19 protein-coding genes and 1 pseudogene are annotated in these 21,855 nt (G+C 67.0%); 11 read left to right on the forward strand and 9 right to left on the reverse strand.

From position 1 onward, the window contains the following. Positions 1-312 precede the first annotated feature (312 nt). The 6 genes from E3T47_RS08615 to E3T47_RS08640 form a co-directional block, all read right to left on the reverse strand. Positions 313-1,137, reverse strand: a complete 825-nt coding sequence (locus E3T47_RS08615; RefSeq protein WP_134555684.1) for an HpcH/HpaI aldolase family protein — start codon at positions 1,135-1,137, stop codon at positions 313-315. Beyond that, positions 1,122-1,907, reverse strand: a complete 786-nt coding sequence (gene hpaH, locus E3T47_RS08620; protein ID WP_134555685.1) for a 2-oxo-hept-4-ene-1,7-dioate hydratase — start codon at positions 1,905-1,907, stop codon at positions 1,122-1,124. Before hpaH ends, E3T47_RS08615 begins: the two co-directional genes overlap by 16 nt. 12 nt (positions 1,908-1,919) lie before the next feature. Further along, positions 1,920-2,993 (reverse strand): 3,4-dihydroxyphenylacetate 2,3-dioxygenase, encoded by a 1,074-nt coding sequence (hpaD, locus tag E3T47_RS08625; protein ID WP_134555686.1) that lies wholly within the window; start codon positions 2,991-2,993, stop codon positions 1,920-1,922. 74 nt (positions 2,994-3,067) lie between these two features. Then, positions 3,068-4,582, reverse strand: a complete 1,515-nt coding sequence (hpaE, locus tag E3T47_RS08630; protein WP_134555687.1) for a 5-carboxymethyl-2-hydroxymuconate semialdehyde dehydrogenase — start codon at positions 4,580-4,582, stop codon at positions 3,068-3,070. Continuing rightward, positions 4,579-5,298, reverse strand: a complete 720-nt coding sequence (locus E3T47_RS08635) for a GntR family transcriptional regulator (RefSeq protein ID WP_134555688.1) — start codon at positions 5,296-5,298, stop codon at positions 4,579-4,581. The genes hpaE and E3T47_RS08635 overlap by 4 nt, the downstream gene beginning before the upstream one ends. After that, positions 5,286-6,749 carry a fumarylacetoacetate hydrolase family protein gene (locus tag E3T47_RS08640; protein ID WP_134555689.1) on the reverse strand — a complete coding sequence of 488 codons (1,464 nt, stop codon included), beginning with the start codon at positions 6,747-6,749 and terminating at the stop codon, positions 5,286-5,288. Before E3T47_RS08640 ends, E3T47_RS08635 begins: the two co-directional genes overlap by 13 nt. Before the next feature lie 210 nt (positions 6,750-6,959). Between E3T47_RS08640 and E3T47_RS08645 the strand changes: the two genes are divergently transcribed. From E3T47_RS08645 to E3T47_RS08680, 9 genes and pseudogenes are all read left to right on the forward strand, one after another. After that, on the forward strand, positions 6,960-8,441 hold the full coding sequence (locus tag E3T47_RS08645; protein WP_134555690.1) for an NAD-dependent succinate-semialdehyde dehydrogenase: 1,482 nt from the start codon (positions 6,960-6,962) through the stop codon (positions 8,439-8,441). Positions 8,442-8,636: 195 nt separating this feature from the next. Continuing rightward, the gene (locus E3T47_RS08650; protein WP_241982103.1) at positions 8,637-9,287 is read left to right on the forward strand and encodes an RNA polymerase sigma factor; all 651 of its coding nucleotides are present in this window, start codon (positions 8,637-8,639) and stop codon (positions 9,285-9,287) included. Further along, entirely contained in the window at positions 9,274-10,080 is an 807-nt protein-coding gene (locus tag E3T47_RS08655; RefSeq protein ID WP_134555691.1) for an anti-sigma factor, read from the forward strand. Before E3T47_RS08650 ends, E3T47_RS08655 begins: the two co-directional genes overlap by 14 nt. 98 nt (positions 10,081-10,178) lie before the next feature. Then, positions 10,179-10,655: pseudogene (locus E3T47_RS16875) on the forward strand (DUF4397 domain-containing protein); the annotation flags it as partial. 207 nt (positions 10,656-10,862) lie between these two features. Then, complete coding sequence (locus E3T47_RS16880) at positions 10,863-11,489, forward strand: DUF4397 domain-containing protein (RefSeq protein WP_479684277.1); 627 nt, start codon at positions 10,863-10,865, stop codon at positions 11,487-11,489. A gap of 206 nt (positions 11,490-11,695) precedes the next feature. After that, positions 11,696-12,502: a TrmH family RNA methyltransferase gene (locus tag E3T47_RS08665; protein WP_134555692.1), complete on the forward strand. Its 807-nt coding sequence runs from the start codon at positions 11,696-11,698 to the stop codon at positions 12,500-12,502. A 61-nt stretch (positions 12,503-12,563) separates the two neighbouring features. Further along, on the forward strand, positions 12,564-13,748 hold the full coding sequence (locus tag E3T47_RS08670; protein WP_134555693.1) for a thiolase family protein: 1,185 nt from the start codon (positions 12,564-12,566) through the stop codon (positions 13,746-13,748). Beyond that, on the forward strand, positions 13,748-14,545 hold the full coding sequence (locus tag E3T47_RS08675; RefSeq protein ID WP_166805673.1) for a 3-hydroxyacyl-CoA dehydrogenase: 798 nt from the start codon (positions 13,748-13,750) through the stop codon (positions 14,543-14,545). Before E3T47_RS08670 ends, E3T47_RS08675 begins: the two co-directional genes overlap by 1 nt. 43 nt (positions 14,546-14,588) lie before the next feature. Then, positions 14,589-14,888 carry a hypothetical protein gene (locus tag E3T47_RS08680; protein WP_134555694.1) on the forward strand — a complete coding sequence of 100 codons (300 nt, stop codon included), beginning with the start codon at positions 14,589-14,591 and terminating at the stop codon, positions 14,886-14,888. Positions 14,889-14,892: 4 nt separating this feature from the next. Here E3T47_RS08680 and E3T47_RS08685 read toward each other — a convergent pair whose 3' ends face one another. The 3 genes from E3T47_RS08685 to E3T47_RS08695 are packed head-to-tail and all read right to left on the reverse strand — an operon-like array spanning position 14,893 to position 18,396. Further along, on the reverse strand, positions 14,893-15,933 hold the full coding sequence (locus E3T47_RS08685) for an agmatine deiminase family protein (protein WP_134555695.1): 1,041 nt from the start codon (positions 15,931-15,933) through the stop codon (positions 14,893-14,895). Next, positions 15,930-16,898, reverse strand: a complete 969-nt coding sequence (locus E3T47_RS08690) for a nitrilase-related carbon-nitrogen hydrolase (RefSeq protein ID WP_134555696.1) — start codon at positions 16,896-16,898, stop codon at positions 15,930-15,932. Before E3T47_RS08690 ends, E3T47_RS08685 begins: the two co-directional genes overlap by 4 nt. Positions 16,899-16,953: 55 nt before the next feature. Next, positions 16,954-18,396 carry an XRE family transcriptional regulator gene (locus E3T47_RS08695; RefSeq protein ID WP_134555697.1) on the reverse strand — a complete coding sequence of 481 codons (1,443 nt, stop codon included), beginning with the start codon at positions 18,394-18,396 and terminating at the stop codon, positions 16,954-16,956. Positions 18,397-18,573: 177 nt separating this feature from the next. On the opposite strand from E3T47_RS08695, the gene E3T47_RS08700 reads away from it, so the two are divergent. Further along, positions 18,574-20,424, forward strand: a complete 1,851-nt coding sequence (locus tag E3T47_RS08700) for a phosphoenolpyruvate carboxykinase (GTP) (protein ID WP_134555698.1) — start codon at positions 18,574-18,576, stop codon at positions 20,422-20,424. Between the two features lie 79 nt (positions 20,425-20,503). Beyond that, complete coding sequence (locus E3T47_RS08705) at positions 20,504-21,808, forward strand: ROK family transcriptional regulator (protein ID WP_241982106.1); 1,305 nt, start codon at positions 20,504-20,506, stop codon at positions 21,806-21,808. The last annotated feature ends 47 nt before the right edge of the window (positions 21,809-21,855 follow it).

Here is a 21,855-nt window from a genome sequence, read left to right on the forward strand (position 1 = left end):
AGCCCTCATCGCACTCGCCCGACGCCGCTGTGATGTTCTATTCGCCATGCTGCGAGACGGCACCCTCTACGAAACTGAACACCAACTCGCCGCTTGACAAAAACATAGGGGCACCCCCCATCAAAAACCCACCTTTTACTCCACTCGGGAGCCGCCGAGGCGGCCCTCCCGTCCGGGGTGTGACGGGCTCATCCCGCAGGTAATCCGACCGATGACCGCGGAGATGCGCCAGGCGACACAGCGTCCGCGTGTCACCGTCGGTCCTCTGCCTGTTCTCTTCCAGCTCTAGTTGGCGGAGTCTTCATCGCAGGCTCAGTAACTCAGCCGTGGCACGGAATCATCCGCCGGTCCTGAGCTGGGCCTGATGAAGGTGGCAGCGAGTTTCTCCGAGGCACGGGCGAGGATGGCCACGTCGGCGCCAACGAGCACGAAGTGGGCGCCCGCCGCCAGGTAACGCGCGGCGGTCCCGGGTGCGAAGGCATTGACGCCAACGGGTTTGCCGAGCGTCGCGACGGTGCGAATGCACTGCTCGACCGAGGCCACGACATCGGGGTGGTCCTGCTGGCCGAGCAGGCCCATCGATGCGGCGAGGTCGGACGGACCGATGAACAGGCCGTCGATGCCGTCGACGCCGGCGATCTCGGCGACGTTGGCCACGGCATCCGTCGTCTCGATCTGCGCGAACAGTGAGATCGTGTCATCGGCGCGGGCCAAATAGTCGTCGATACGGTTCCACCGGGAGGCCCGGGCCAAGGCGCTGCCGACGCCGCGAACGCCTAGAGGCGGGTAGCGCACCGCCGCCACCATGTCGCGAGCCTGCTCGGCGGTATCGACCATGGGGATGAGCAAATTCTGCACGCCGAGGTCGAGGAGCTGCTTCACGATGATGCGATCTCCGATCGGAGCGCGCACTAACGGCACGATCGGGTAGCCGTGCACGGCCTGCAGCTGGCTGAGCGTCGACTCGAGGCCATTCGGGCTGTGTTCCGTGTCGATCAGCAGCCAGTCCAGACCGCTGCCGGCGCAGATTTCCGCCACCAGCGCACTGCCGGAGCACACCCACATTCCGATCTGCGCACGCGTGGTCCCGGCGAGAACGGCGCGGAAGGTTGGCTCTGCTGCTACTCGAATCGGCATGTGATGGCTCCCAGCTGTCCATAGTCGGCGTGCACGGTGTCGCCCTGTTCGACCCACATCGGGCGGGTGAACGAGCCGGCCAGTATGATCTCCCCGGCTTCGAGGCGGGTTCCGTGCTGGACCAGCTTGTTCGCCAGCCAGTAGACGCCGGCAGCGGGGTGGTTCAGCACGGCCGCGGCTACCCCGGATTCTTCGATGGTCTGGTTGCGGTAGAGCAACGCCGACACCCACCGCAGGTCGATATCGCCGACCTTCACGGCAGTGCCGCCCATCACCATACCGCCCATGGCAGCGTTGTCGGAGATGGTGTCGACGATCGTGCGGCCGGCCATCTCGATGCGCGAGCTGAGGATTTCCAGCGCCGGAACCACGTAGTCCGTCGCATCGAGCACGTCGAAGAGGGTGCAGTTCGGCCCCGACAACGGCTTGCCGAGCACAAACGCGAGCTCGACCTCGATCCGCACGTTCGAGAAGCTGTCGAAACGGATGCTTGCACCGTTCTCGTACACCTCGTCGGCAAAAATGACACCATAGTCGGGTTCGGTGATGCCGGTCGCGACCTGCATCACCTTGGAGGTCAGGCCGATTTTGCGACCGATGAGCCGCCGGCCAGCCGCGATGCCGCGCTCCTTCCACAGGCTCTGCACGGCATAGGCGTCGTCGACGGTCATGCCGGGGTAGCGGGTGGTCAGAAGGGGGACCGTCGATCGGGTGCGGCTGGCCGCGACGAGTTCGTCGGCGATCTCTTCAATGACTGACTGGTCAAGCATGCGCATTGTCTCCTAGAGGGTGGTACCGAGTTTGAAGCCGGCCAGTTCGTCGTCTTTGCGAGTGTAGGAGAAGCCGTCGGCGCCGACGGTGACGGCCATTTCGCTCGATTCGGTGCGTTCGATGACCGGCTGGGGGTTGCCGTCGAGGTCGAGCACGAGCGAGGCATCCGTGTACCAGCTGGGCACGACGGGGTTGCCCCACCAGTCGCGGCGCTGGTTGTCGTGCACGTCCCAGGTGACGACGGGGTTGTCGGGGTCGCCGGTGTAGTAGTCCTGCGTGTAGATCTCGACGCGGTGGCCGTCGGGGTCGCGCAGGTACAGGTAGAACGCGTTCGAGACACCGTGGCGGCCCGGGCCGCGCTCGATCAGGTCACTCTTGCGGAGTGCGCCGAGCTTGTCGCAGATGTAAATGATGTTGTGCTTCTCGTGGGTCGAGAACGCGATGTGGTGCATGCGCGGCCCGTTGCCGCCGGTGAGGGCGGTGTCGTGCACGGTGTCCTTGCGGCGCATCCAGGCTGCGTAGGTGACGCCGTCTTCGTCTTTGATATCTTCGGTGACGCGAAAGCCCAGGTCTTCGAGATATTTACGGCCGCGCCCGACGTCGGGCGTGACCTGGTTGAAATGATCGAGGCGCACGAGCGCGCCCGGTCCCTGCAGGTCGTAGCGCCAGGCGAGGCGTTCCACGTGAGTAGTGGAGTAGAAGAACTCATATGGAAAGCCGAGCGGGTCTTCGACGCGCACGCTGTCGCCGATGCCCTTCACGAAACCGTCGGTGCGGCGCTCGGTGCGGCAGCCGAGCTCCCGGTAGTAGGCCTCGGCCAGGTCGACGTCTTCGGGGCCGCGCACCCGAAAGGCCATCGCGGCGACGGCGGCGACCGGCCCCTGTCGCAGCACGAGGTTGTGGTGGATGAATTCCTCGAAGCTGCGCAGGTAGATCTCGGTGTCGCTCTCCTCGGTGACGACGAGGCCGAGAATATCGACGTAGAATTCGCGCGACTTGGCCAGGTCGGTCACGACGATGTCCATGTAGGCGCAGCGGAGGATGTCGGGCGGGGTATTGATGGGAGTGGCGATCGGATCGGTCATGAGTTTCTCCTCGTTGAGGGTGACGCGGGGTGGGTGCGGGGGTGCTGCGGGGGCGAAGCGGATGCTGGGAACGCCTACTTGCCGCCGAAACGGGGCGTGTGCACGGGGGCGAGCGTGATGTGCACGGCCTGCGAGTCGGTGTAGAAGTCAATCGATCGGTAGCCGCCCTCGTGGCCGAGTCCGGAGGCCTTGACGCCGCCGAACGGGGTGCGCAGGTCGCGCACGTTGTGCGAGTTCAACCAGACCATCCCGGCATCAACCGACTGGGCGAAGTTGTGCGCGCGGGTGAGGTCGGTGGTCCAGATGTAAGCGGCCAACCCGTACTTCACACCGTTGGCCAACGCGAGTGCTTCGGCATCCGTTTCGAAGGGGGTGATGGTCACGACCGGGCCGAAGATCTCCTCCTGAAAGATGCGGGCGGTCGGGGCGACGTCGGCGAAGACCGTGGGGGAGACGTAGTTGCCCTCGGAGAGACCCTCGGGGCGGCCGCCGCCCGCGAGCAGGCGCCCCTCGGACTTGCCGATCTCGACGTAGCCCATGACCTTGGCGTAGTGCTCGGGGTGTACGAGTGCGCCCACCTCGGTCTTCGGGTCGTGCGGGTCGCCGACGACGATGCTCTGGGCGCGGGCCGCGTAGCGGGTGCAGAAATCATCGTAGATCGACCGCTCCACCAGGATGCGGCTCGACGCGGTGCAGCGCTCGCCGTTCAGCGAGAACACGCCGAACAGGGTCGAGTCGATCGCGGCGTCCAGGTCGGCGTCGGCGAAGACCACAGCGGGTGACTTGCCGCCGAGCTCCATCGACATGCCCTTGAGATTCGCGGCGCAGTTGCGGTAGATGGTCTGGCCGGTGGTGGTTTCGCCGGTGAAGGAGATGAGCGGCACGTCTGGGTGCTTGACCAGCGCGTCGCCGGCCTCCTCGCCGATGCCGTTGACCAGGTTGAACACGCCGTCGGGCACCCCGGCGGTGCGAAAGATCTCGGCCCAGAGACTCGCCGACAGCGGTGTGAATTCGGCCGGCTTCAGTACGACGGTGCAGCCGGAGGCGAGTGCGGGGGCGAGCTTCCAGCTTTCGAGCATGAACGGGGTATTCCACGGGGTGATCAGCCCGGCGACGCCGACCGGTTTGCGGTTGACGTAATTGATCTGGCGGCCGGGCACCTTGTAGGTGTCGTCGGCCTGCGCCACGATCAGGTCGGCGAAGAATCGAAAGTTCTCGCTCGCGCGCTGGGCCTGGCCGAGCGCCTGCGTGATCGGCAGCCCGGTATCGAAGGTCTCGAGCTCGGCGAGCCGGGCATCCTGCGCCTCAACGGCGTCGGCGATGCGGTGCAGCACTCGGGCGCGAGCCCGGGGCAGCATGCGCGGCCAGGGTCCGTTGTCGAAGGCGTCCTTCGCGGCGGCGACGGCCAGGTCGATGTCGGTCTGCTGGCCGGCGGCCGCAGTAGCGTAGGTCTGATTCGACACCGGGTCGAGCACGTCGAAGGTCTCGCCGCCGACGCTGTCGACGAACTTTCCACCGATAAAATGACGGATGCTGGTGGGCAGGTCAGCGGGGACAAAGTGCGTGGTCTGGACAGACGTCTGCGTCATGGTCGGGGACTCTTTCTTGTGGACGGTTCGGATACGTCGTGGGGGTGGTGCGATTTCTGAAAGGCGAGGAAGGCATCCAGTGTGCCGGTGCGGTGCGCGCGCGCGGCCAGCTCGAGCGTGAGCGCATCCGCGCCCGCCTCGATCAGCTGCAGCAGGTTCTCGTGCTCCGCCACTGACTCGCGGGCGCGGCCGGGCACGAAGCTGAAGGTGGAGTCGCGCAGCACCTGCATGCGGTTCCAACCGCGGTGCACGAGGTCGAGGATGTGCGGGTTCGGGCAGTTCTCGAACAGGATGGAATGAAATTCAAGGTTGAGTTCGGTGAACCGGTGCGGGTTGAGGTCTTCGAGGCAGGTGATCATTGCTTGGTTGACGCTGCGGGCGCGTTCGATGTCAGCAGCGGTGATGAATGGAGCGGACAACGCGGTTGCGACGCCCTCGACCACGCTCAGGGTCTGCATCGTGTAAAGGTATTCGGTCTCCTCGATCATGGCGACCTGGGCGCCGACGTTGCGCTCGAAGGTGACCAGGCCCTCCGCCTCGAGTCGACGGATCGCCTCACGCACCGGGACGGCGCTCACGCCCAACTCCTTGCCGATCGCGCCGAGCACCAGACGGTAGCCCGGGGTGAACGTGCTGTCGGAGATGCGCGCTTTGATCCATTGATAGGAGAGTTGGGACTTGCTGAGGTCGGTCGACGAGCCGGCTACTTCAGCCATTCCAGGTACCGTGCCTTCCACTTCGCGTTCAGCGGGTACAGCCCGTCGACGCCCTCGCCCGCAGCGACCATCTCGGCGATGAAGGTCTCCTCGCGCTCCTGCTCGATCGCATCGGTGACGACCTCGGCGATCAGGTGTGGCGGAATCACGACGATGCCGTCGGCGTCCCCGACGATCACGTCGCCGGGTTGCACGGCCGCGCCGCCGCACGCGATGGTGAGGTCGGTGTCCCACGGCACGTGCTTACGGCCGAGGACGGCGGGATGCGCGTTGGCGAAGTAAGTGGGCATCTCGAGGGCGGTTACGGCGGCGACGTCGCGAACGCCGCCGTCCGTCACCAGGCCGGCGGCGCCGTTGACCTGGGCGCGCAGGGCGAGGATGTCACCCACGGTGCCGGTGCCGGTCTCGCCGCGCGCCTCGATCACGAGCACATCATCGGGGCGGAGAGAATCGAAGGCGCGCTTCTGCGCGTTGTAACCGCCGCCGTGGGAGATGAAGAGGTCTTCGCGGTTGGGGATGAACCGCAGGGTACGGGCGAGGCCCACCAGGCGTGCGGTCGGTCGGGTGGACTGGAGCCCATCGATCGAGACGTTGTTGAGGCCGCGTTTGCGCAGCTGGGAGCTCAGCGTGGCGGTGCCGACCGAGTTGATTTTCGCCTTGAGTTCGTCGGTCAGAATGGTGGCGGGGGCAGTCGGCGTCGCCACCCCGGCTGCTTCTGCGGACCCCCACGCCTCAGCCCGCTGCAGATCGTCGATCTTCGGGTCGGCGCCGTATTCGGCCATCGCGATCGTGCCCGCGACGACCGGCGTGACCAGTCGGCCCGTGCTGGGCGCGCCCGGCGCGGTGGGGGCATCCACTTCAACCTCGACCACGTCACCGGGCCGCACGACGGAGGACCCGGCGGGCGTCCCGGTGAGAATCACGTCGCCCGGTTCGAGCGTCATCAGCTGCGAGAGATCGGCGACCAGTCGGCCGAACGGGAAGACGAGTTGCGCAGTGGTGTCGTTCTGTACGAGGTCGCCGTTGACCCAGGTGCGCACGCGCAGGGCATCCGCTTGAATGTCGGCGGCGTCGATCACGGTCGGGCCGAGCGGGGTGAAGCCGTCACCGCCCTTGGACTTCAGGTTCGAGCCCTTGTCGGCGTAGCGCAGGTCGTAGACGCCGAAGTCGTTCGCGGCGGTGATACCCGAGACGGCGGCCCAGCCCTCCTCCGGGCTCACCCGACGGATGCTACGGCCGATGATCAGGGCGATCTCGCCTTCGAAGGCGAGCAGTTCGGTACCGGCCGGGCGTTCGATCGGGGTGCCCGACGCGCTCACCGACGTGCCGGGCTTCAGAAAGTACGATGGCTGTTCCGGCACGCGGCCACGCTGAGCGATGCGGGACGGGTAGTTGAGGTGCAGGGCGATCACCTTGCCGGGGGTGCCGGTAAACGGTGTGGGGTTCTGCATGTCATGTCCTCTCGCAGCGCTGCGTGTGTATTTGAAATAATATACGATCCTGCCGGCAAGGCAACCCTTGTTCGCCGCAGTATGCACGCCTGCCGTCCACCACGCCAGCAGGGGCCTCGCGATCCACAGGCGCAGCCACAGGCAGTATCGGTGGGCGCAGCTAGGCTATTACCGTCAGATCGACGGGCAGGCACAAGCATGGGAGATGCAATGACAGTTGTTACCGACGCGCGCACGAACGAATCCGAGCTGCTCGCTCGAGTGCCCAATCAGCTTTATATCAACGGGAAGTGGATCGCCGCTACGGGCGGTCGCACCCTCGATGTCACCGATCCGGCCACCGGCCGGGTCATCAAGACCATCGCCGACGCGAGCGTGGCCGATGGTGCCGCCGCCCTCGACGCCGCTGACGGCGCGCAGGCCGACTGGGCCGCGACCCCGGCCCGCGTGCGCGGCGAAATCCTGCGTCGCGCCTTCGACCTGCTGCAAGAACGCAAGCAGGAGTTCGCCCTGCTCATGACCATCGAAATGGGCAAGCCGCTGCAGGAGGCGCTCGGTGAGGTTGCCTACGGCGGCGAATTCCTGCGCTGGTTCAGCGAGGAAGCCGTGCGGATCAGCGGTCGCTACGGTGCCAACCCCGAGGGCACCGGTCGTATGATCGTCACCCAGCACCCGGTCGGCCCCTGCTTCCTGATCACCCCGTGGAACTTCCCGCTGGCCATGGCCACGCGCAAGATCGCCCCGGCACTGGCCGCCGGCTGCACCGTCGTGGTCAAGCCGGCCGCGCTCACTCCGCTGACCACCCTGCACTTCGTGGCCCTGCTCGAAGAGGCCGGCCTGCCCGCCGGTGTGGTCAATGTCATCACGACGACGCAGTCCGGCGCGGTCTCCGAACCGATCATCGCCGACCCGCGCCTGCGCAAGCTCAGCTTCACCGGGTCGACCGCGGTCGGCAAGTCGCTCATCAAGCTCTCCGCCGAGAACGTGCTGCGCACGTCGATGGAGCTCGGCGGCAACGCCCCCTTCGTCGTCTTCGCCGACGCCGACCTCGACAAAGCCGTCGACGGCGCCCTCATTGCCAAGTTCCGCAACATCGGCCAGGCCTGCACCGCGGCCAATCGCTTCATCGTGCACGAGTCCGTAGCCGCCGAATTCGCCCGCCGGGTCACAGAAAAGGTCGAGGCGTTCCAGATCGGTCGCGGCACAGAGGCAGGCATCACCATCGGCCCGCTGATCGACGGCAAAGCCATCGCCAAGGCCGATTCCCTCGTGCAAGACGCGATTACCCGCGGCGCTACCCTGCTCACCGGCGGCGCTGCGATCGAGCGCGAGGGTACCTTCTACGCACCGACCGTGCTCACCGACGTCAAACCGGGCAGCGATATCCTGCGCGACGAAATCTTCGGCCCGGTGCTCGCGATCAGCACCTTCACCGACGAAGCGGATGCCGTGCGCCTCGCCAACGACACCGAGTTCGGCCTGATCAGCTACGTGTTCACGACCGACCTCGCTCGCGGCCAGCGCATGATCGACAAGCTGCAGACCGGCATGATGGGCCTGAATACCGGCGTCGTCTCCAACGCGGCCGCGCCGTTCGGCGGCGTAAAGCAGTCCGGACTGGGTCGCGAGGGCGGGCTCGAGGGAATTCAGGAATACCTCTCGACGAAGTACACCCTCACGCCCGTGTCCTAGCCGGTATGTCGTAGCGAGCTGTGCCGTAACCCGCGCTTCGAATCGCGGCAGGGTGCATCCGTTTTGCCTTCGAAGAGAGAATTAACGGGTTAAAAGGTGACCTCGCAGGGAGGACCACAGCAGGAAACGTCGGGTTTGCTGCTGTGGCTCCCTGCACCGGTGGGGAAACCGCTACCGAGTCGAAGGAAACTCACTATGATGGTGCGCGCGGAGGTCGACACCCGAACGGTGCCGCAGCCGCAGCCGCATCCCTGCCCGGTTCGAGTTTCGGCCCGAAGGACCCACCCCGACGTGAGCGCACCCACCGACGATGACTCGGCACTGGCCCGAGCCTTTCAGGACGGCGATGAGCAAGCCCTGGCTGCCGCCTACGCTCGCTGGTCGTCGCTGGTCTTCACGATCGCCGTGCGCTCCCTCGCCATCGCGGCTGACGCCGAAGACGTCACCCAGAAGGTGTTCATTGCGGCCTGGCGCGGCCGTGCCGGGTTCGACCCGGCCCGGTCTCGGCTGCCGGCTTGGCTGATAGGCATCACCCGGCACGTGATCGCCGACACCCACGAGGCACGCAGCCGACAGCGGCGCATTGAGCAAGCGCTCGCCGCGACCATACCCGCGCACCGCGCCGACGACAGCATCAGCGTGGTCAACCGGGTGCTGGTCGGCGACGAAATCGATCGGCTCGAGCCGGTCCCGCGCCAGGTGATGCGCCTGGCCTTCTTCGACGATCTCACCCAGGTGCAGATCGCCGACAGCCTCGGACTGCCGCTTGGCACCGTTAAGAGCCACATGCGCCGCAGCCTGAGCCGGCTGCGCACCCGGCTGGAGGTGTCGGATGATTCCTACTGACCGCGCCCACCTCGACTGCACCCACATAGTCACCGATGACCTGCACCTGCTCGCCCTGGCCGAACTCGACGTGAGCGACCGGGAACGCACCCACCTCGCGGCCTGCGCCGCGTGCGCCGGCGAATACCTGGCCCTGCGACAGGTCGTGCAACTCGGTCGCGCGGCCGGGCCCGACCGTCTGCTCACGCCGCCCGGGGGAGTCTGGGTGGGCATCCACGCCGAACTCGCACTGAGCGAGGCCGTGCGCACGCCGCTGCTGCCCCCGAAGCTTCGCTACCCGACGGACGCTGCGACCCGGCCGGACGCATCCGCTGCCGACCATGCAGAGCCGGCCGCTTTCGCACCGGTTCGCCGGCTGCCCCGCCGCCGGTGGGTGCCGGTCGCGGCGGCCGTCGGTCTGATCGGGCTGGTCGGTGGCATCGCCATCGGCGTGGCAACCACCGCCGGAGGCGCCGAGCGGGTCGTGGCCGAAGCGGCCCTCGACGCCCTGCCCGGCTGGAGCGCGAGCGGATCGGCCAGGGTCGAAGAAGCCGCCGACGGTCGGCGCTCGGTCGTCGTCGACCTCGACGCACCGGCCGGCGCGAGCCTGCGCGAAGTCTGGCTTCTGAAAGCGGATGCCTCCGGCCTGGTCAGCCTCGGATTCCTCGACGGGTCCATCGGCCGCTTCACAGTGCCCGCCGGTGTCGACCTCACCCAGTACCCGCTCGTCGACGTGTCGGCTGAACCCGCCGATGGTGACCCGGCGCACTCTGGCGACTCGATCGTGCGCGGCGAACTGCATACGGGTAGCTGAGAATTACTTCCTGTCGGTGCATCCGAAACCCGCGAGGCCGGGGAAGGTGTTACCAAGGGAAGCCAAGCGGCCTTCCGTAACGACCCATGGAGGTAGCAATGCGCAAGTCCATCGCCGTCGGAATATCCGCCGGCCTCCTCGTAGCTCTCGCTGGGCTCGCGCCGGCGCAGGCTGCCGTACCCGCGGCATCCGCTGCACCGGGCACCGCGTCGGTGTCGGTGCTGCATGCCATTCCCGGCCTCACCCTCGACATCTCGGTCGACGGCCGCGTGGTCGTCAACGACTTCGCACCGGGAACCCTGCTCGGACCGCTGAAAATCGCGGCCGGCACGCACACCGTCGACATCTCCGCGTCCAACCCCCTCGAGCTCGGCGGCAGCGCCAACGGCTCTCCGATGGCGAGCATCGCGCTGAGCGGCTCGAGCACCGTGACCGTCACGGCGAATCGAAGCTTCACGGCCGTCGCCCACCTGACCGACGCCGGCATGCCCACCGCCACGCTGTTCAATGACGACACCACGCCGCTGGCTACCGGACAGGGCCGCCTCACCGTGCGCCACGTTGCGGCCGCTCCCGCCGTCGACGTGCTCGCGAACGGCGTCGTGGCCGTTGCCGGCCTGACCAACCCCTCGGAGGCTGTGCTCGACCTGCCGGTCGGCACGATCAGCGCCGTCGTCGCTGCCGCCGGAACCACCGCGCCGCTGCTCGGCCCGGCCGATGTCACGATCGCTCCGCGCACCAACACCATCGTCTACGCCTGGGGCAGCCTCGCCGAGGGTAACCTGGCCCTGTTCGTGCAGACGGTGCGCACGCGGGCCGCCGCACCGGCATCCGTTTCGGTGCTGCACGCTATTCCCGGCGTCGTGGTCGACGTGTACGTCGACGACAAGCTGGTCATCAACGACTTCGAGCCCGGCACCCTCACGAAGACGTTCCGCATTCCGGCCGGCAGCTACACCCTCGCCATCACCGCAGCGGATGCCGCCGACGCGAGCGCCCCCGTGATCGGCCCGATCGACCTCGCGGTCGCATCCGGCCTGAACTACACCGCGGTGGCACACCTGAGCGAAGCCGGAGTTCCGACCGCTGCACTGTTCACCAACGACATGTCGGCACCCGGCGACGGCCAGGGCCGCCTGACCGTGCGCCACGTTGCTGCCGCGCCGGCCGTCGACGTGCTCGCCAACGGCGCCCCCGCCATCACCGGCCTGACCAACCCGAACGAGTCCGTGCTCGCGCTGCCGGTCGGTACCATTTCGGCAGCGGTTGCCGCTGCCGGCACGACCGCGGCGCTCATCGGCCCCGCCGACGTCGAAATCGCCTCGAGCACGAACACCATCGTGTATGCCTGGGGTAGTCTCGCCGACGGCACGCTCGCGCTGGCCGTGCAGACGGTGCCCACGAAGTAGCTCCGCCCCCGTAGTTCGAGCCACTGTTGCGCATCACTCCTGCAATCTGAGGCGTGTGCCCGATCGACCCCCGGAATTTCGGGGGTCGATCGGCCATAGCCTGGAAAATACAGGAGTTTTGCGCAGCATGGTGGAGCGAGCAGGAAGGCAGCGCGGGCAGGGTGGTGGGCGCGCCCGGGCGCGGAACCGCTGGCTAGACTTTGCGGATGCCCCTGATCGTGATCGACGACCTCAGCGACCCGCGATTGGTCGACTACGCCCACCTCACCGACGTGGCCCTGAAGAAGGCCCGCGGCACCGAACACGGGCTCTACATCGCCGAATCGGCCCTCGTGCTCGAGCGGGCCCTGCGCTCCGGGCATGTTCCGCGGTCGGTGCTCGCCCTCGGCAACACGGCCGACGAGGCGCTCGCGGTGCTCGGAGCCTACGCGGCCGACGTTCCGGTGTTCGTCGGCCCCGGAGAAATGCTCGCCGACCTCACCGGATACATTCTGCACCGCGGTCTGATCGCAGCGATGAACCGGCCGGAGTTGCCGGAAGCCGACGCCCTGCTCGCCGGTGCACGCCGCATCGTCATCCTCGAAAACGTGTCGGACCCCACCAACGTCGGCGCCATCTTTCGTTCGGCCGGAGCGATCGGAGCGGATGCCATTCTGGTCACGCCACGCTGCTCCGACCCGTTCTACCGCCGAGCAATCCGGGTGTCGATGGGTACGGCGCTGCAGGTGCCGTGGACCCGGGTCGGCGACTGGACCGAGACCCGCGCCCTGCTCACCCGGCACGGATTCCACGTGGCCGCGCTCGCCCTGACCCGGGACGCGGTCAGCCTGCGCGACTTCGACGGCACCCGGCATGAGCGCCTGGCTCTGCTGCTCGGCGCCGAGGGCGAGGGGCTCACGTCCGAGGCGCTCGCCGCATCGGACACGGTCGTGCAGATTCCGATGAAGCACGGCATCGACTCGCTCAACGTCGCCGCGGCGAGTGCCGTTGCGATGTGGGCGCTGTCCGGGTAGCTCGCACGCATTCGCTTCTCAGCGCTGGGGAGCGCCCGCCCAGCGGGCCTAGGCTGGGGGCATGAGCAATGAAGCTGTCATCATCGACGTTCTGCGCACCCCGTCGGGCCGGGGAAAGCCCGGGGGCGCCCTCGACGGCATTCATCCGGCCGACCTTCTCGCCACTGTGCTGCGCGAACTGGTCAGCCGCAACAACCTCGATCCGGCGCTGATCGACGATGTGATCGGCGGCTGTGTCAGCCAGGTCGGCGAGCAGGGCGCCAATGTCACGCGCACTGCCCTGCTGAGCGCCGGATTCCCGCACACCGTTCCTGGCATCACAATCGACCGCCAGTGCGGCTCCAGCCAGCAGGCGGCTGCCTTCGCTGCCCAGGCCGTGATGAGCGGCAGCGCCGACATAGTCATCGCCTGCGGCGTCGAGTCGATGAGCCGGGTTCCGCTCGGGTCTTCGGCCGGCGCGCAGGACCCGTTCGGCACACTCATGCACGAGCGCTACCCCGACGGCCTCGTCAACCAGGGCGTTTCCGCCGAACTCATCAACCAGAAATGGAACCTCGGCCGCGACGCCCTCGACAACTACGCTGCCCGCTCGCACCGGCTCGCCGCCGCGGCCGCCGAACGCGGCGACTTCGGCGGCGAAATCGTGGCCGTCACCCGCCCGGACGGCAGTGTGTTCAGCGAGGACGAGACGATTCGCGCCGGCACCTCGCATGCCTCCCTCGCCGGCCTGCGGCCCGCCTTTCGCACCGACGAATTGGCCGCCCGGTTTCCGAAACTCGGCTGGCACGTCACCGCCGGCAACTCCTCACCGCTGACCGACGGCGCCTCAGCCACCCTGATCATGAGCGCGAAGCGGGCCGCGCAGCTCGGTCTCAATGCCCGCGCCCGCTTTCACGGCTTCACGGTCGTGGGGAGTGACCCGCTGCTCATGCTGACCGGCGTGATTCCGGCGACCCAGCGCATCCTCGCGCGGGCCGGCCTCGGCATCGACGACATCGACGCCTATGAGATCAACGAGGCCTTCGCGAGCGTTCCGCTGGCCTGGCTGCGCGAGCTTCACGCCGACCCCGATTGCCTCAACCCGCGCGGCGGCGCCATCGCCCTCGGCCACGCGCTCGGATCCTCCGGCACCCGCCTGCTCGGCACCCTGCTGAACCACCTCGAAATGACCGGCGGCCGCTGGGGCCTGCAGGCCATGTGCGAGGGCGGCGGCATGGCCAACGCCACCCTGATCGAGAGGCTCTGATGCACGCCGTCAATATCCTCAGTAGCGGATGCTCCGCCCTCATCACCGGAGGCGCCTCCGGCCTCGGCCTGGCCTGCGTCCGCTCGCTGCACGAAGCCGGAGCCTCCGTGGTGCTGCTCGACCTGCCCGGCGCTCCCGGTGAGGAGATCGCCGCAGCCCTCGGCGACCGCGCCCGGTTCGTGGCCGGCGACGTCACGAGCGCCGGTGATGTGCAAACCTCCGTCGACGCCGCAGTGGCGCTGGCGCCGCTTCGCATCGTGGTCAACTGCGCCGGCATCGCGCCCGGCGCCCGCACGGTCGGCCGCGACGGACCACTGCCGCTCGAAGACTTCGAACGCGCGATTCGCATCAACCTCGTGGGCACCTTCAACGTCGTGCGGCTCGCCGCCGCGGCGATGCAGCACACCGAACCCGTGGGCGATACCGACCGGCAGGGCGGAGCCGAACGCGGCGTCATCGTCAACACCGCCTCGGTCGCCGCGTTCGACGGGCAGATCGGGCAGGCGGCCTACGCCGCATCCAAGGGAGGCGTCGCCGCGATGACCCTGCCGCTCGCCCGCGAATTCGCGCAAAGCCTGATTCGGGTGATGTCAATTGCGCCTGGCATCTTCGACACGCCCATGCTGCAGGGCCTACCGCAACCCGTACGGGATTCGCTCGGCGCCCAGGTGCCGCATCCGTCCCGGCTCGGCGACCCCAACGAGTTCGCATTCCTGGTGCGGCATATCATCGAGAATCCCATGCTCAACGGGGAAACTATCCGGCTTGACGGTGCAATTCGGATGCAGCCGAAGTAGAACGTTAGGGTCGAGGCAACGACTCATAAGGGAGAACCACCGCATGGCAGTCATCTTCGGCACGATTCTCGTCCTCGCCGGGTTCGTCTGCGGTATTGGCTACGCCGTTCGGTTGTCCCGTGCCAACCCCGGGGTTGTGATCCCGCTGTTGCGCACAGCGCCGAGCCAGCCGCGGGCATCCACTCTCTTAAATATCGGGGCGGTCGCCCTGGTGATCTGGGGTGCGAACCTCATGACGGCCGATGTCGGCCCCTGGGCGTTCGTGCTGCTGATCATTGCCGTTCTGGTGCCCTTCAACCTGGTTCGGTTCTGGCACAATCGGCGGGTCGCCAACGCTTCCTGACCGATCAGGCCGGCGCGCGTTCGGGGCAGGTCGGCTGCTGTTGCGTGATGCAGTGGATGCCGCCCCCGCGCGCGAACACCGGCCGCGCGTCGACCGACACCACGCGGCGCCCCGGATAGGCGGCGGCCAGCAGGTCGCGGGCCAGGGCGTCGGCCCGTTCCTCGCCGAAGCTGCAGGCCACGACGCCGCCGTTGACGACGAGATGGTTGACATAGTTGTAGTCCACGAACCCCTCGTCGTCACGCAGCACGGCGGGCGCCGGCAGGTCGATGATCGTGAATGATCGCCCGGCGGCATCGTGCGCATCGGCCAGCAGGGCACGAAATTCGCGGGTGAGCGGGTAGTCGGGATGCGCCGTATTGTTTTGCGCGTGCAGCAGAATCGTGCCCGGCGACGGCAGCGCGGCGACCATATCGATGTGCCCGCGGGTGCCGAAGCGTGCCTGGTCGCGAGTGAGGCCGCGGGGCAGCCAGACCACGTGCTCCGCACCGATCGTGCGGAGAAGTTCCGCTTCGACCGTGGCGCGCGTGGCAGTGGGGTTGCGTCCGGGGTCGAGTTGCACGGTTTCCGTCGCGAGCACGGTTCCCTCGCCGTCGACGTGGATTCCGCCGCCCTCGTTCACGAGCTGCGACGACACTACGATTGCCCCGGCAGCATCCGCTACGAAACGGCCGACCGTCGCATCGTGATCCCAGCTAGCCCAGTCCTGGCCGCCCCAGCCGTTGAAGGTCCAGTCGACGGCGCCGAGGCGGCCGGTTTCGTCGTGCACGAAGCTCGGGCCGATGTCGCGCATCCAGCTGTCGTTCAGTGGCGCCTCGATGATCTCGATCTCGCTGCCCAGGTACCGGGCGGCGTCGGTGCGGGCAACCGGGTCGACCACCATGGTCACCGGTTCGAAGGCGGCCACGGCGTGCGCGACGGCCGCCCAGGTGCGGCGTGCCTCGTCGGCTGACTCCGCGGTGTCACCGAGCGTGTACCCGCCCACGGGGAACGCCATCCAGACCCGGTCCTGCGGCGCGGTTTCGGCCGGCATACGCCAGGTCATGCGGTCGCCGATCCAAACGGATGCGCCGGGTCGACCGCCGTCGTCAAGGCCGCATAGCTGTCGGGCCGGCGGGTGGTCAGGAACGGGAACAGGGTGAGCCACTCCTCACGCTGGGCCAGGTCGAGGTCGGCCACGAGCGCTACGGATTCGCCGCGCGGCGCCTGTACGAGCACGCGCCCGAAGGGGTCGGAGATGAACGAGGAACCGTAGAAGGTGAGGTCGCCTTCGTCACCGTGCCGGTTGGGCACCACCATGAACAGCCCGCTGGTGATGCCGTTGGCCACGATGACCTGCTGCCAGATCGGCTGGGTGTCGAAGTTCGGAAACAGGGGTTCCGACCCGATTGCGGTCGGGTAGGCCAGAATTTCGGCCCCGCCGAGCCCATACAGCCGAGAGACCTCGGGAAACCACTCGTCCCAACAGGTCGGCAGACCCAGGCGAGCGCCGGCGACGGAGTACACCGGGTAGGCGTCCTCGGCGGGCCCCGGCCGAAAATAGGTGTCCTCGTAGTAGCCGGTGGTGACCGGAATATGGGTCTTGCGGGTGCGGCCGAGCAGCTCTCCGCTCGGCGACACCAGAATGGCTGTGTTGTAGCCGCGCGGGTCGAGCGGGTCGTCATCGTCGGCCGGCTTCTCGAACAGCGAGGCGTGCACGATGACGTTGTGCAGCCGGGCCTGGTCGACCGCGAAGGCGAAGGTGGGGCCGGTCGTGAGGTGCTCGGCATCCGCTTTGGAAATTCCGGTGGCCCGCACGTTGCCGGGGTACTTGCTGAGGGTCAGTTCGGGCAGAAAAATGATGCGGGCGCCGGCCTCGGCGGCCACACGGATGCCGTCGGCCAGCTCCGCCCGAAGGGTCGCTGCGTCGGCGTACCAACGATGCTGCACGAGGCCGACGCGTAGGGCCGCGCGGTCGGGCACGTGCAGCCGGGTGGGCGACGGGCTGGATGGGGCTTCGATCAGGCGCATGCTGTTCTCCCGGTGTCTTGAGCGTTCAACTACCCGCTTCAAACTATAGAACCGGCTACTCCGCGGCGTGCGCCTCCAAGAATGCGTACACTTCGGAGTCGTCCACTCCCGGAAAGGTACCGGACGGCAGCGGCGACAGCACGTGCGCGTGCAGCCGCGCGCTCGGCCAGGCCCGGCCGGCCCAGCGCGCCGACGCCTCCGAATTGGGGCGTCGGCAGCACGATTCGTGCGGACAACGCGACACCGTGCGCTGGGTGGTCTCCCTCCCGCGAAACCATTTCGCCTGCGCGAACGGAACGCCGACGCTGATTGAGAACTCGCCGGCATCCGTTGAACCGGTCTGCGTCGCCGACCAGAACGTGCCGGCCGGAGTGTCGGTGTACTGGTAGTACTCCGTGGTGCGGTTGGTGTGGGTGAAGGCGCTGCGCGCGCTCCACTGCTTGCAAACATACTGGCCCTCGATCGACCCGGTGACGTCCACCGGAAACGGCAGGTCATCGTTCTCGTACCCCTTCTGCAGGGCGCCGTCGCCGTTCACCCGCAGAAAGTGCAGCGTCATGTCGAGGTGACTCGTCGCGAGGTTGGTCAGCCGCAAGGCGGCCGCCTCGTGGGTCACACCGAATGTGTCGCGAAAGTCCTCCACCGAAAGCTCTCGTTCCTGCTTGGCGTTGGACAGAAAGGCAACGGATGCTTCCCGCGGCATCAAACAGGCCGCCGCGAAGTAGTTGATCTCGAGTCGCTGCCAGAGGAACTCGGCGTAGCTGCCGGGCCGTTCGTGCCCGAGCAGCCGGTGGCCCATCGCCTGCAAGGCCATCGACCGCAGGCCGTGTCCGCCGGGGATCGAGGCTGGCGGCAGGTAGATGCGCCCGTTGGCGAGGTCGGTGACCGACCGAGTGGAGTTCGGCAGGTCGTTCACATAGATGAGGCTGAAACCCAGCTGATCAGCCATGACGCTGACCTCTCGGTGGGTGAGCGCGCCCGATACGTGCCCGCTCGCCCGCACCCGCTCCTCCACGAGCTCCTCGATCTCGGGCACGTAGTTGTCCTGCTCGCGCATGCGCTCACGCAATTCGGTATTGGCGCGACGGGCCTCCTCCGGGGTCGCGATGGCCTCGCTGGCCCGGCGCGACAGTTCGCGGTGCAGGCCGAGCAGCGATTCTAGGGCGGGCAGCGGCATCCCCTTGGTCACCTTCACCACGGGCAGGCCGAGTGCGCCGTAGAGCGGATTCTTCTGGGCACGATCGAGTTCGATCTCGAGCGCTGCCCGATTGTTCGGCGCTTCCCGGCGCAGCAGCTCGGCAAGGTCGACCGACAGCGCGCCCGCGAGGTCCTGCAGGGTCGAGAGCTTCGGCTCGCGGCGGCCGTTCTCGATCAGCGACAGCTGACTGCCGGCCAGGCTGACGCGTTCACCCAGCTGATCGAGGGTCAGGCCGCGCTCGCCGCGAAAATGGCGGATGCGATGGCCAAGGGTGATCAGATCGGAAGCTTGAGGCGACATTCCTTAACAATATCTAAAGAACGTGAATTCTTAACTCGCAATAACAAGGTTTCTCCACATCGGAGGGGAGCATCCTTGAAATGTGGTCAAAATTAAGGCTACACACGATGTCATCCCGCAATGCAGCCCGACATTCCATAGATTTGCACCTATCCCAACACCAGGAAAGGCCAGAATATGACCCTCACCAACTCTTCCCTCCAGGCCAACGGGGATGCCTACCCGACGCGTACGGGCAGCATCGATCCCGACCTGCAGGCCTGGGTCGATGAGATCGCCCGTCTGACCGAACCCGACGCGATCGTCTGGTGCGATGGCTCCAAGCGCGAGGCCAATGAGCTTTCCAAATTGCTCATCGCCTCCGGCCAGCTCATCCGCCTCAACCCGGAATGGCGCCCCAACAGCTTCCTCGCCCGCACCGACCCGAAAGACGTCGCCCGCGTTGAGAACCGCACCTTCATCTGCTCCAACAATGAAGCGGATGCCGGCCCCACTAACAACTGGGCCGAACCGTCTGCCATGCGCGCCGAACTGCGCGGTGTCTTCGCCGCCAGCATGCGCGGCCGCACCATGTACATCGTGCCGTTCTCGATGGGCCCGCTCGGCGGTCCCATCTCGCAGCTTGGCGTCGAAATCACCGACTCCCCCTACGTCGTGCTCAACATGGGCATCATGACGCGTATGGGCGAGACCGTGTTGGCCATGATCGAAAACGGCGACCCGTGGGTGCGCACCGTGCACAGTGTTGGTTACCCGCTCGTAGACCAGTCCGGCATCACCCGCCCCGAGGTGGAGTGGCCCTGCAACGACGACAAGTACATCGTGCAGTTTCCAGACACCCGCGAGGTCTGGTCCTACGGCTCCGGCTACGGCGGAAACGCCCTGCTCTCGAAGAAGTCCTTCGCCCTGCGCATCGCCTCGGTCATGGGCCGCGACGAAGGCTGGCTGGCCGAGCACATGCTGCTCATCAAGCTGATCTCGCCGGAAGGCGGCGTGTTTCACCTGGCCGCCGCGTTCCCGTCGGCCTGCGGCAAGACGAACCTGTCGATGCTGCGCCCGACCATCCCCGGCTGGAAGGTCGAGACAATCGGCGACGACATCGCCTGGCTGCGCCAAGGCGAAGACGGTCGACTCTGGGCGATCAACCCCGAGGCCGGCTTCTTCGGAGTCGCCCCCGGAACCGGTGAAACCACCAACCCGACCGCTGTCTCCACCATGTGGGGCAACACCATCTTCACCAACGTCGCCCTGCGGGACGACGGAGACGTCTGGTGGGAAGGCCTCACCGATAAGGCTCCCGACCACCTGATCGACTGGCAGGGCAAGGACTGGACGCCCGACTCCGGCCGCACCGCCGCCCACCCGAACTCCCGCTTCACCGTTGCGGCCGCCCAGTGCCCGTCGATCGCCGACGACTGGGAAGCCGCCGGTGGCGTGCCGATCGACGCCATCGTGTTCGGTGGCCGTCGCGCGACCAACGTTCCGCTGGTGGCGCAAGCTCGCAGCTGGAAGCACGGCGTATTCATGGGCGCCACGATCTCGTCCGAGAAGACCGCTGCCGCTGACGGCATCGTCGGCGAGCTACGTCGCGACCCGTTCGCGATGCTCCCGTTCTGCGGTTACAACATGGCCGACTACTGGGGCCACTGGCTCAAGGTCGGCAAGGAACTCGGCACCAATGCCCCGGCGATCTTCCAGGTGAACTGGTTTCGTAAGGGTCCCGATGGCGGCTTCATCTGGCCCGGTTTCGGCGAGAACTCCCGGGTTCTCGAGTGGATGATCCGTCGCATCGAGGGCACGGCCGATGCCGTCGATACCCCGATCGGCCTGCTCCCGGCCGAGAACGGCCTGAACCTCGATGGTCTCGACCTGTCGAAGGAGGCCGTGGATCAGCTGTTCGCGATCGACCAGACCAGCTGGCTGGCCGAGTGCGACCTGACCGAGGAATACTTCGATAATTTCGGCGACAAGGTGCCGCCGGCACTGCGTGCCGAGCTTGCAAGTGTGCGCTACCACCTCAAGGTCTAGTCTCCGCAGTGCAAAAGACCCCGTCACAACCAATGACGGAGTTTCGTGTGTCGGTCTCGCGCAGCCGTAGGATGCCATAATGCAACACGACAGCGCTGCGCAGGTGCGCCGCGGCACGAACCTGCCGAGGATGGGCGATTTCAACCGTGCCGTCATGCTGGACTGCATCCGCCGCTCCGAGGGTGGGCTCAGCCGGGGTGCGCTCGGCCGGCTCACCGGGCTCTCGGCGCAAACCGTCTCCAACATTTGCCGCAAACTGCTCGACCAGGGAGTGGTGCGAGAAGCCGAGAAAGAGATCACTGGCCCCGGCAAGCCGCGCACGATTCTGCGACTGAATCCCGGCGCGGTACTGGCCGTCGGCGTGCACCTGGACCCCGCCGTGATTACCTTCGTCATCATCGACCTCGCTGGCGGCGTGGTGGCGCACTCCCGCCGATACACCCCGGACGCCGCCGATCCGGCCCGGACCATAGCCGAAATGTCACAAGAAATTGAACGGCTGATCCGCGACTCAGGCGTCGACCGCACGAGAATTACCGGGCTCGGTGTCGCCAGCCCGGGGCCGATCGACCCCGTGCACGGCACCGTGATCGACCCGCCAAACCTCAGCGGTTGGCACCGCGTTCCATTGCGGTCTGCTCTTGCCGAAAAGACCGGGCTCCACACAATTGTTGACAAGGACGTCACGGCCGTTGCGGTCGCTGAACACTGGTTTGGTGGCGCCAGCGGTGCCGGCAGTTTTGTCTTCTTCTATCTCGGCACTGGGCTGGGGGCTGGGCTTGTGCTCGATGGCGAAATCGTGCGCGGTCGTTCACACAATGCCGGCGAGATCGGGCACATCGTGACCGACCCCAACGGCGCCCTGTGCGCCTGCGGGCTCCGTGGCTGTCTCGCTGTTACCTGCACTCCCGCGAGCCTCGTGGCAGAAGCCGAGGCGCTCGGCCTCAAACTGACGGGCCCCGCGGCGTCGGATGTACCCACGTCGTCGGTCAATGCCGCCCACGACATCGACGTGAAATTCAGTGCATTGTGCCAATTGTCCGATTCCGGTGACCCCGCCGCTGAGGAGGTCCTCGAACGGTCGGCGGTCCGGGTCGCCAACGCCGTCTCGATGATCACCAACCTTCTTGACGTCGATCGAGTCGTATTTGGTGGCCCGTACTGGTCCCGGCTCCGGGAACGCTACCTCCGGCGCATCCCACCATTGCTCGACGGTCTCACGGCGGCCCGCAGCATTCATCGCGTTGGCGTGGTTGGTACGGGCGTGGGTGAAGATGTGGGCGCCATCGGTGCAGCCTGCCTCGTGCTGGACCACACGCTCGCTCCACGGGCAGCTTCGCTTCTCCTCGCTCCGCGCGCAGCTTCGCTTCTGCTCGCTGAGTAACGGCTAGGTAAATGTCTCTGCAAAGGCTTGTCGAATATATCCATTCG

The sequence above is a fragment of the Cryobacterium ruanii genome (genome assembly GCF_004404055.1).
Lineage (GTDB): Bacteria > Actinomycetota > Actinomycetes > Actinomycetales > Microbacteriaceae > Cryobacterium > Cryobacterium ruanii.

Excerpts from the sequence above, each read along its gene's own strand:
- E3T47_RS08675 (WP_166805673.1), top strand. The coding sequence starts at position 13,748 with ATGCACGCCGTCAATATCCTCAGTAGCGGATGCTCCGCCCTCATCACC.
- hpaD (WP_134555686.1), bottom strand. The coding sequence starts at position 2,993 with ATGACCGATCCGATCGCCACTCCCATCAATACCCCGCCCGACATCCTC.
- E3T47_RS08685 (WP_134555695.1), bottom strand. The coding sequence starts at position 15,933 with ATGACCTGGCGTATGCCGGCCGAAACCGCGCCGCAGGACCGGGTCTGG.
- E3T47_RS08680 (WP_134555694.1), top strand. The coding sequence starts at position 14,589 with ATGGCAGTCATCTTCGGCACGATTCTCGTCCTCGCCGGGTTCGTCTGC.
- E3T47_RS08700 (WP_134555698.1), top strand. The coding sequence starts at position 18,574 with ATGACCCTCACCAACTCTTCCCTCCAGGCCAACGGGGATGCCTACCCG.
- E3T47_RS08645 (WP_134555690.1), top strand. The coding sequence starts at position 6,960 with ATGACAGTTGTTACCGACGCGCGCACGAACGAATCCGAGCTGCTCGCT.
- E3T47_RS08650 (WP_241982103.1), top strand. The coding sequence starts at position 8,637 with ATGATGGTGCGCGCGGAGGTCGACACCCGAACGGTGCCGCAGCCGCAG.
- E3T47_RS08695 (WP_134555697.1), bottom strand. The coding sequence starts at position 18,396 with ATGTCGCCTCAAGCTTCCGATCTGATCACCCTTGGCCATCGCATCCGC.
- E3T47_RS08615 (WP_134555684.1), bottom strand. The coding sequence starts at position 1,137 with ATGCCGATTCGAGTAGCAGCAGAGCCAACCTTCCGCGCCGTTCTCGCC.
- E3T47_RS08635 (WP_134555688.1), bottom strand. The coding sequence starts at position 5,298 with ATGGCTGAAGTAGCCGGCTCGTCGACCGACCTCAGCAAGTCCCAACTC.
- E3T47_RS08705 (WP_241982106.1), top strand. The coding sequence starts at position 20,504 with ATGCAACACGACAGCGCTGCGCAGGTGCGCCGCGGCACGAACCTGCCG.
- hpaH (WP_134555685.1), bottom strand. The coding sequence starts at position 1,907 with ATGCTTGACCAGTCAGTCATTGAAGAGATCGCCGACGAACTCGTCGCG.
- E3T47_RS08655 (WP_134555691.1), top strand. The coding sequence starts at position 9,274 with ATGATTCCTACTGACCGCGCCCACCTCGACTGCACCCACATAGTCACC.
- hpaE (WP_134555687.1), bottom strand. The coding sequence starts at position 4,582 with ATGACGCAGACGTCTGTCCAGACCACGCACTTTGTCCCCGCTGACCTG.
- E3T47_RS08640 (WP_134555689.1), bottom strand. The coding sequence starts at position 6,749 with ATGCAGAACCCCACACCGTTTACCGGCACCCCCGGCAAGGTGATCGCC.
- E3T47_RS08670 (WP_134555693.1), top strand. The coding sequence starts at position 12,564 with ATGAGCAATGAAGCTGTCATCATCGACGTTCTGCGCACCCCGTCGGGC.
- E3T47_RS08690 (WP_134555696.1), bottom strand. The coding sequence starts at position 16,898 with ATGCGCCTGATCGAAGCCCCATCCAGCCCGTCGCCCACCCGGCTGCAC.
- E3T47_RS08665 (WP_134555692.1), top strand. The coding sequence starts at position 11,696 with ATGCCCCTGATCGTGATCGACGACCTCAGCGACCCGCGATTGGTCGAC.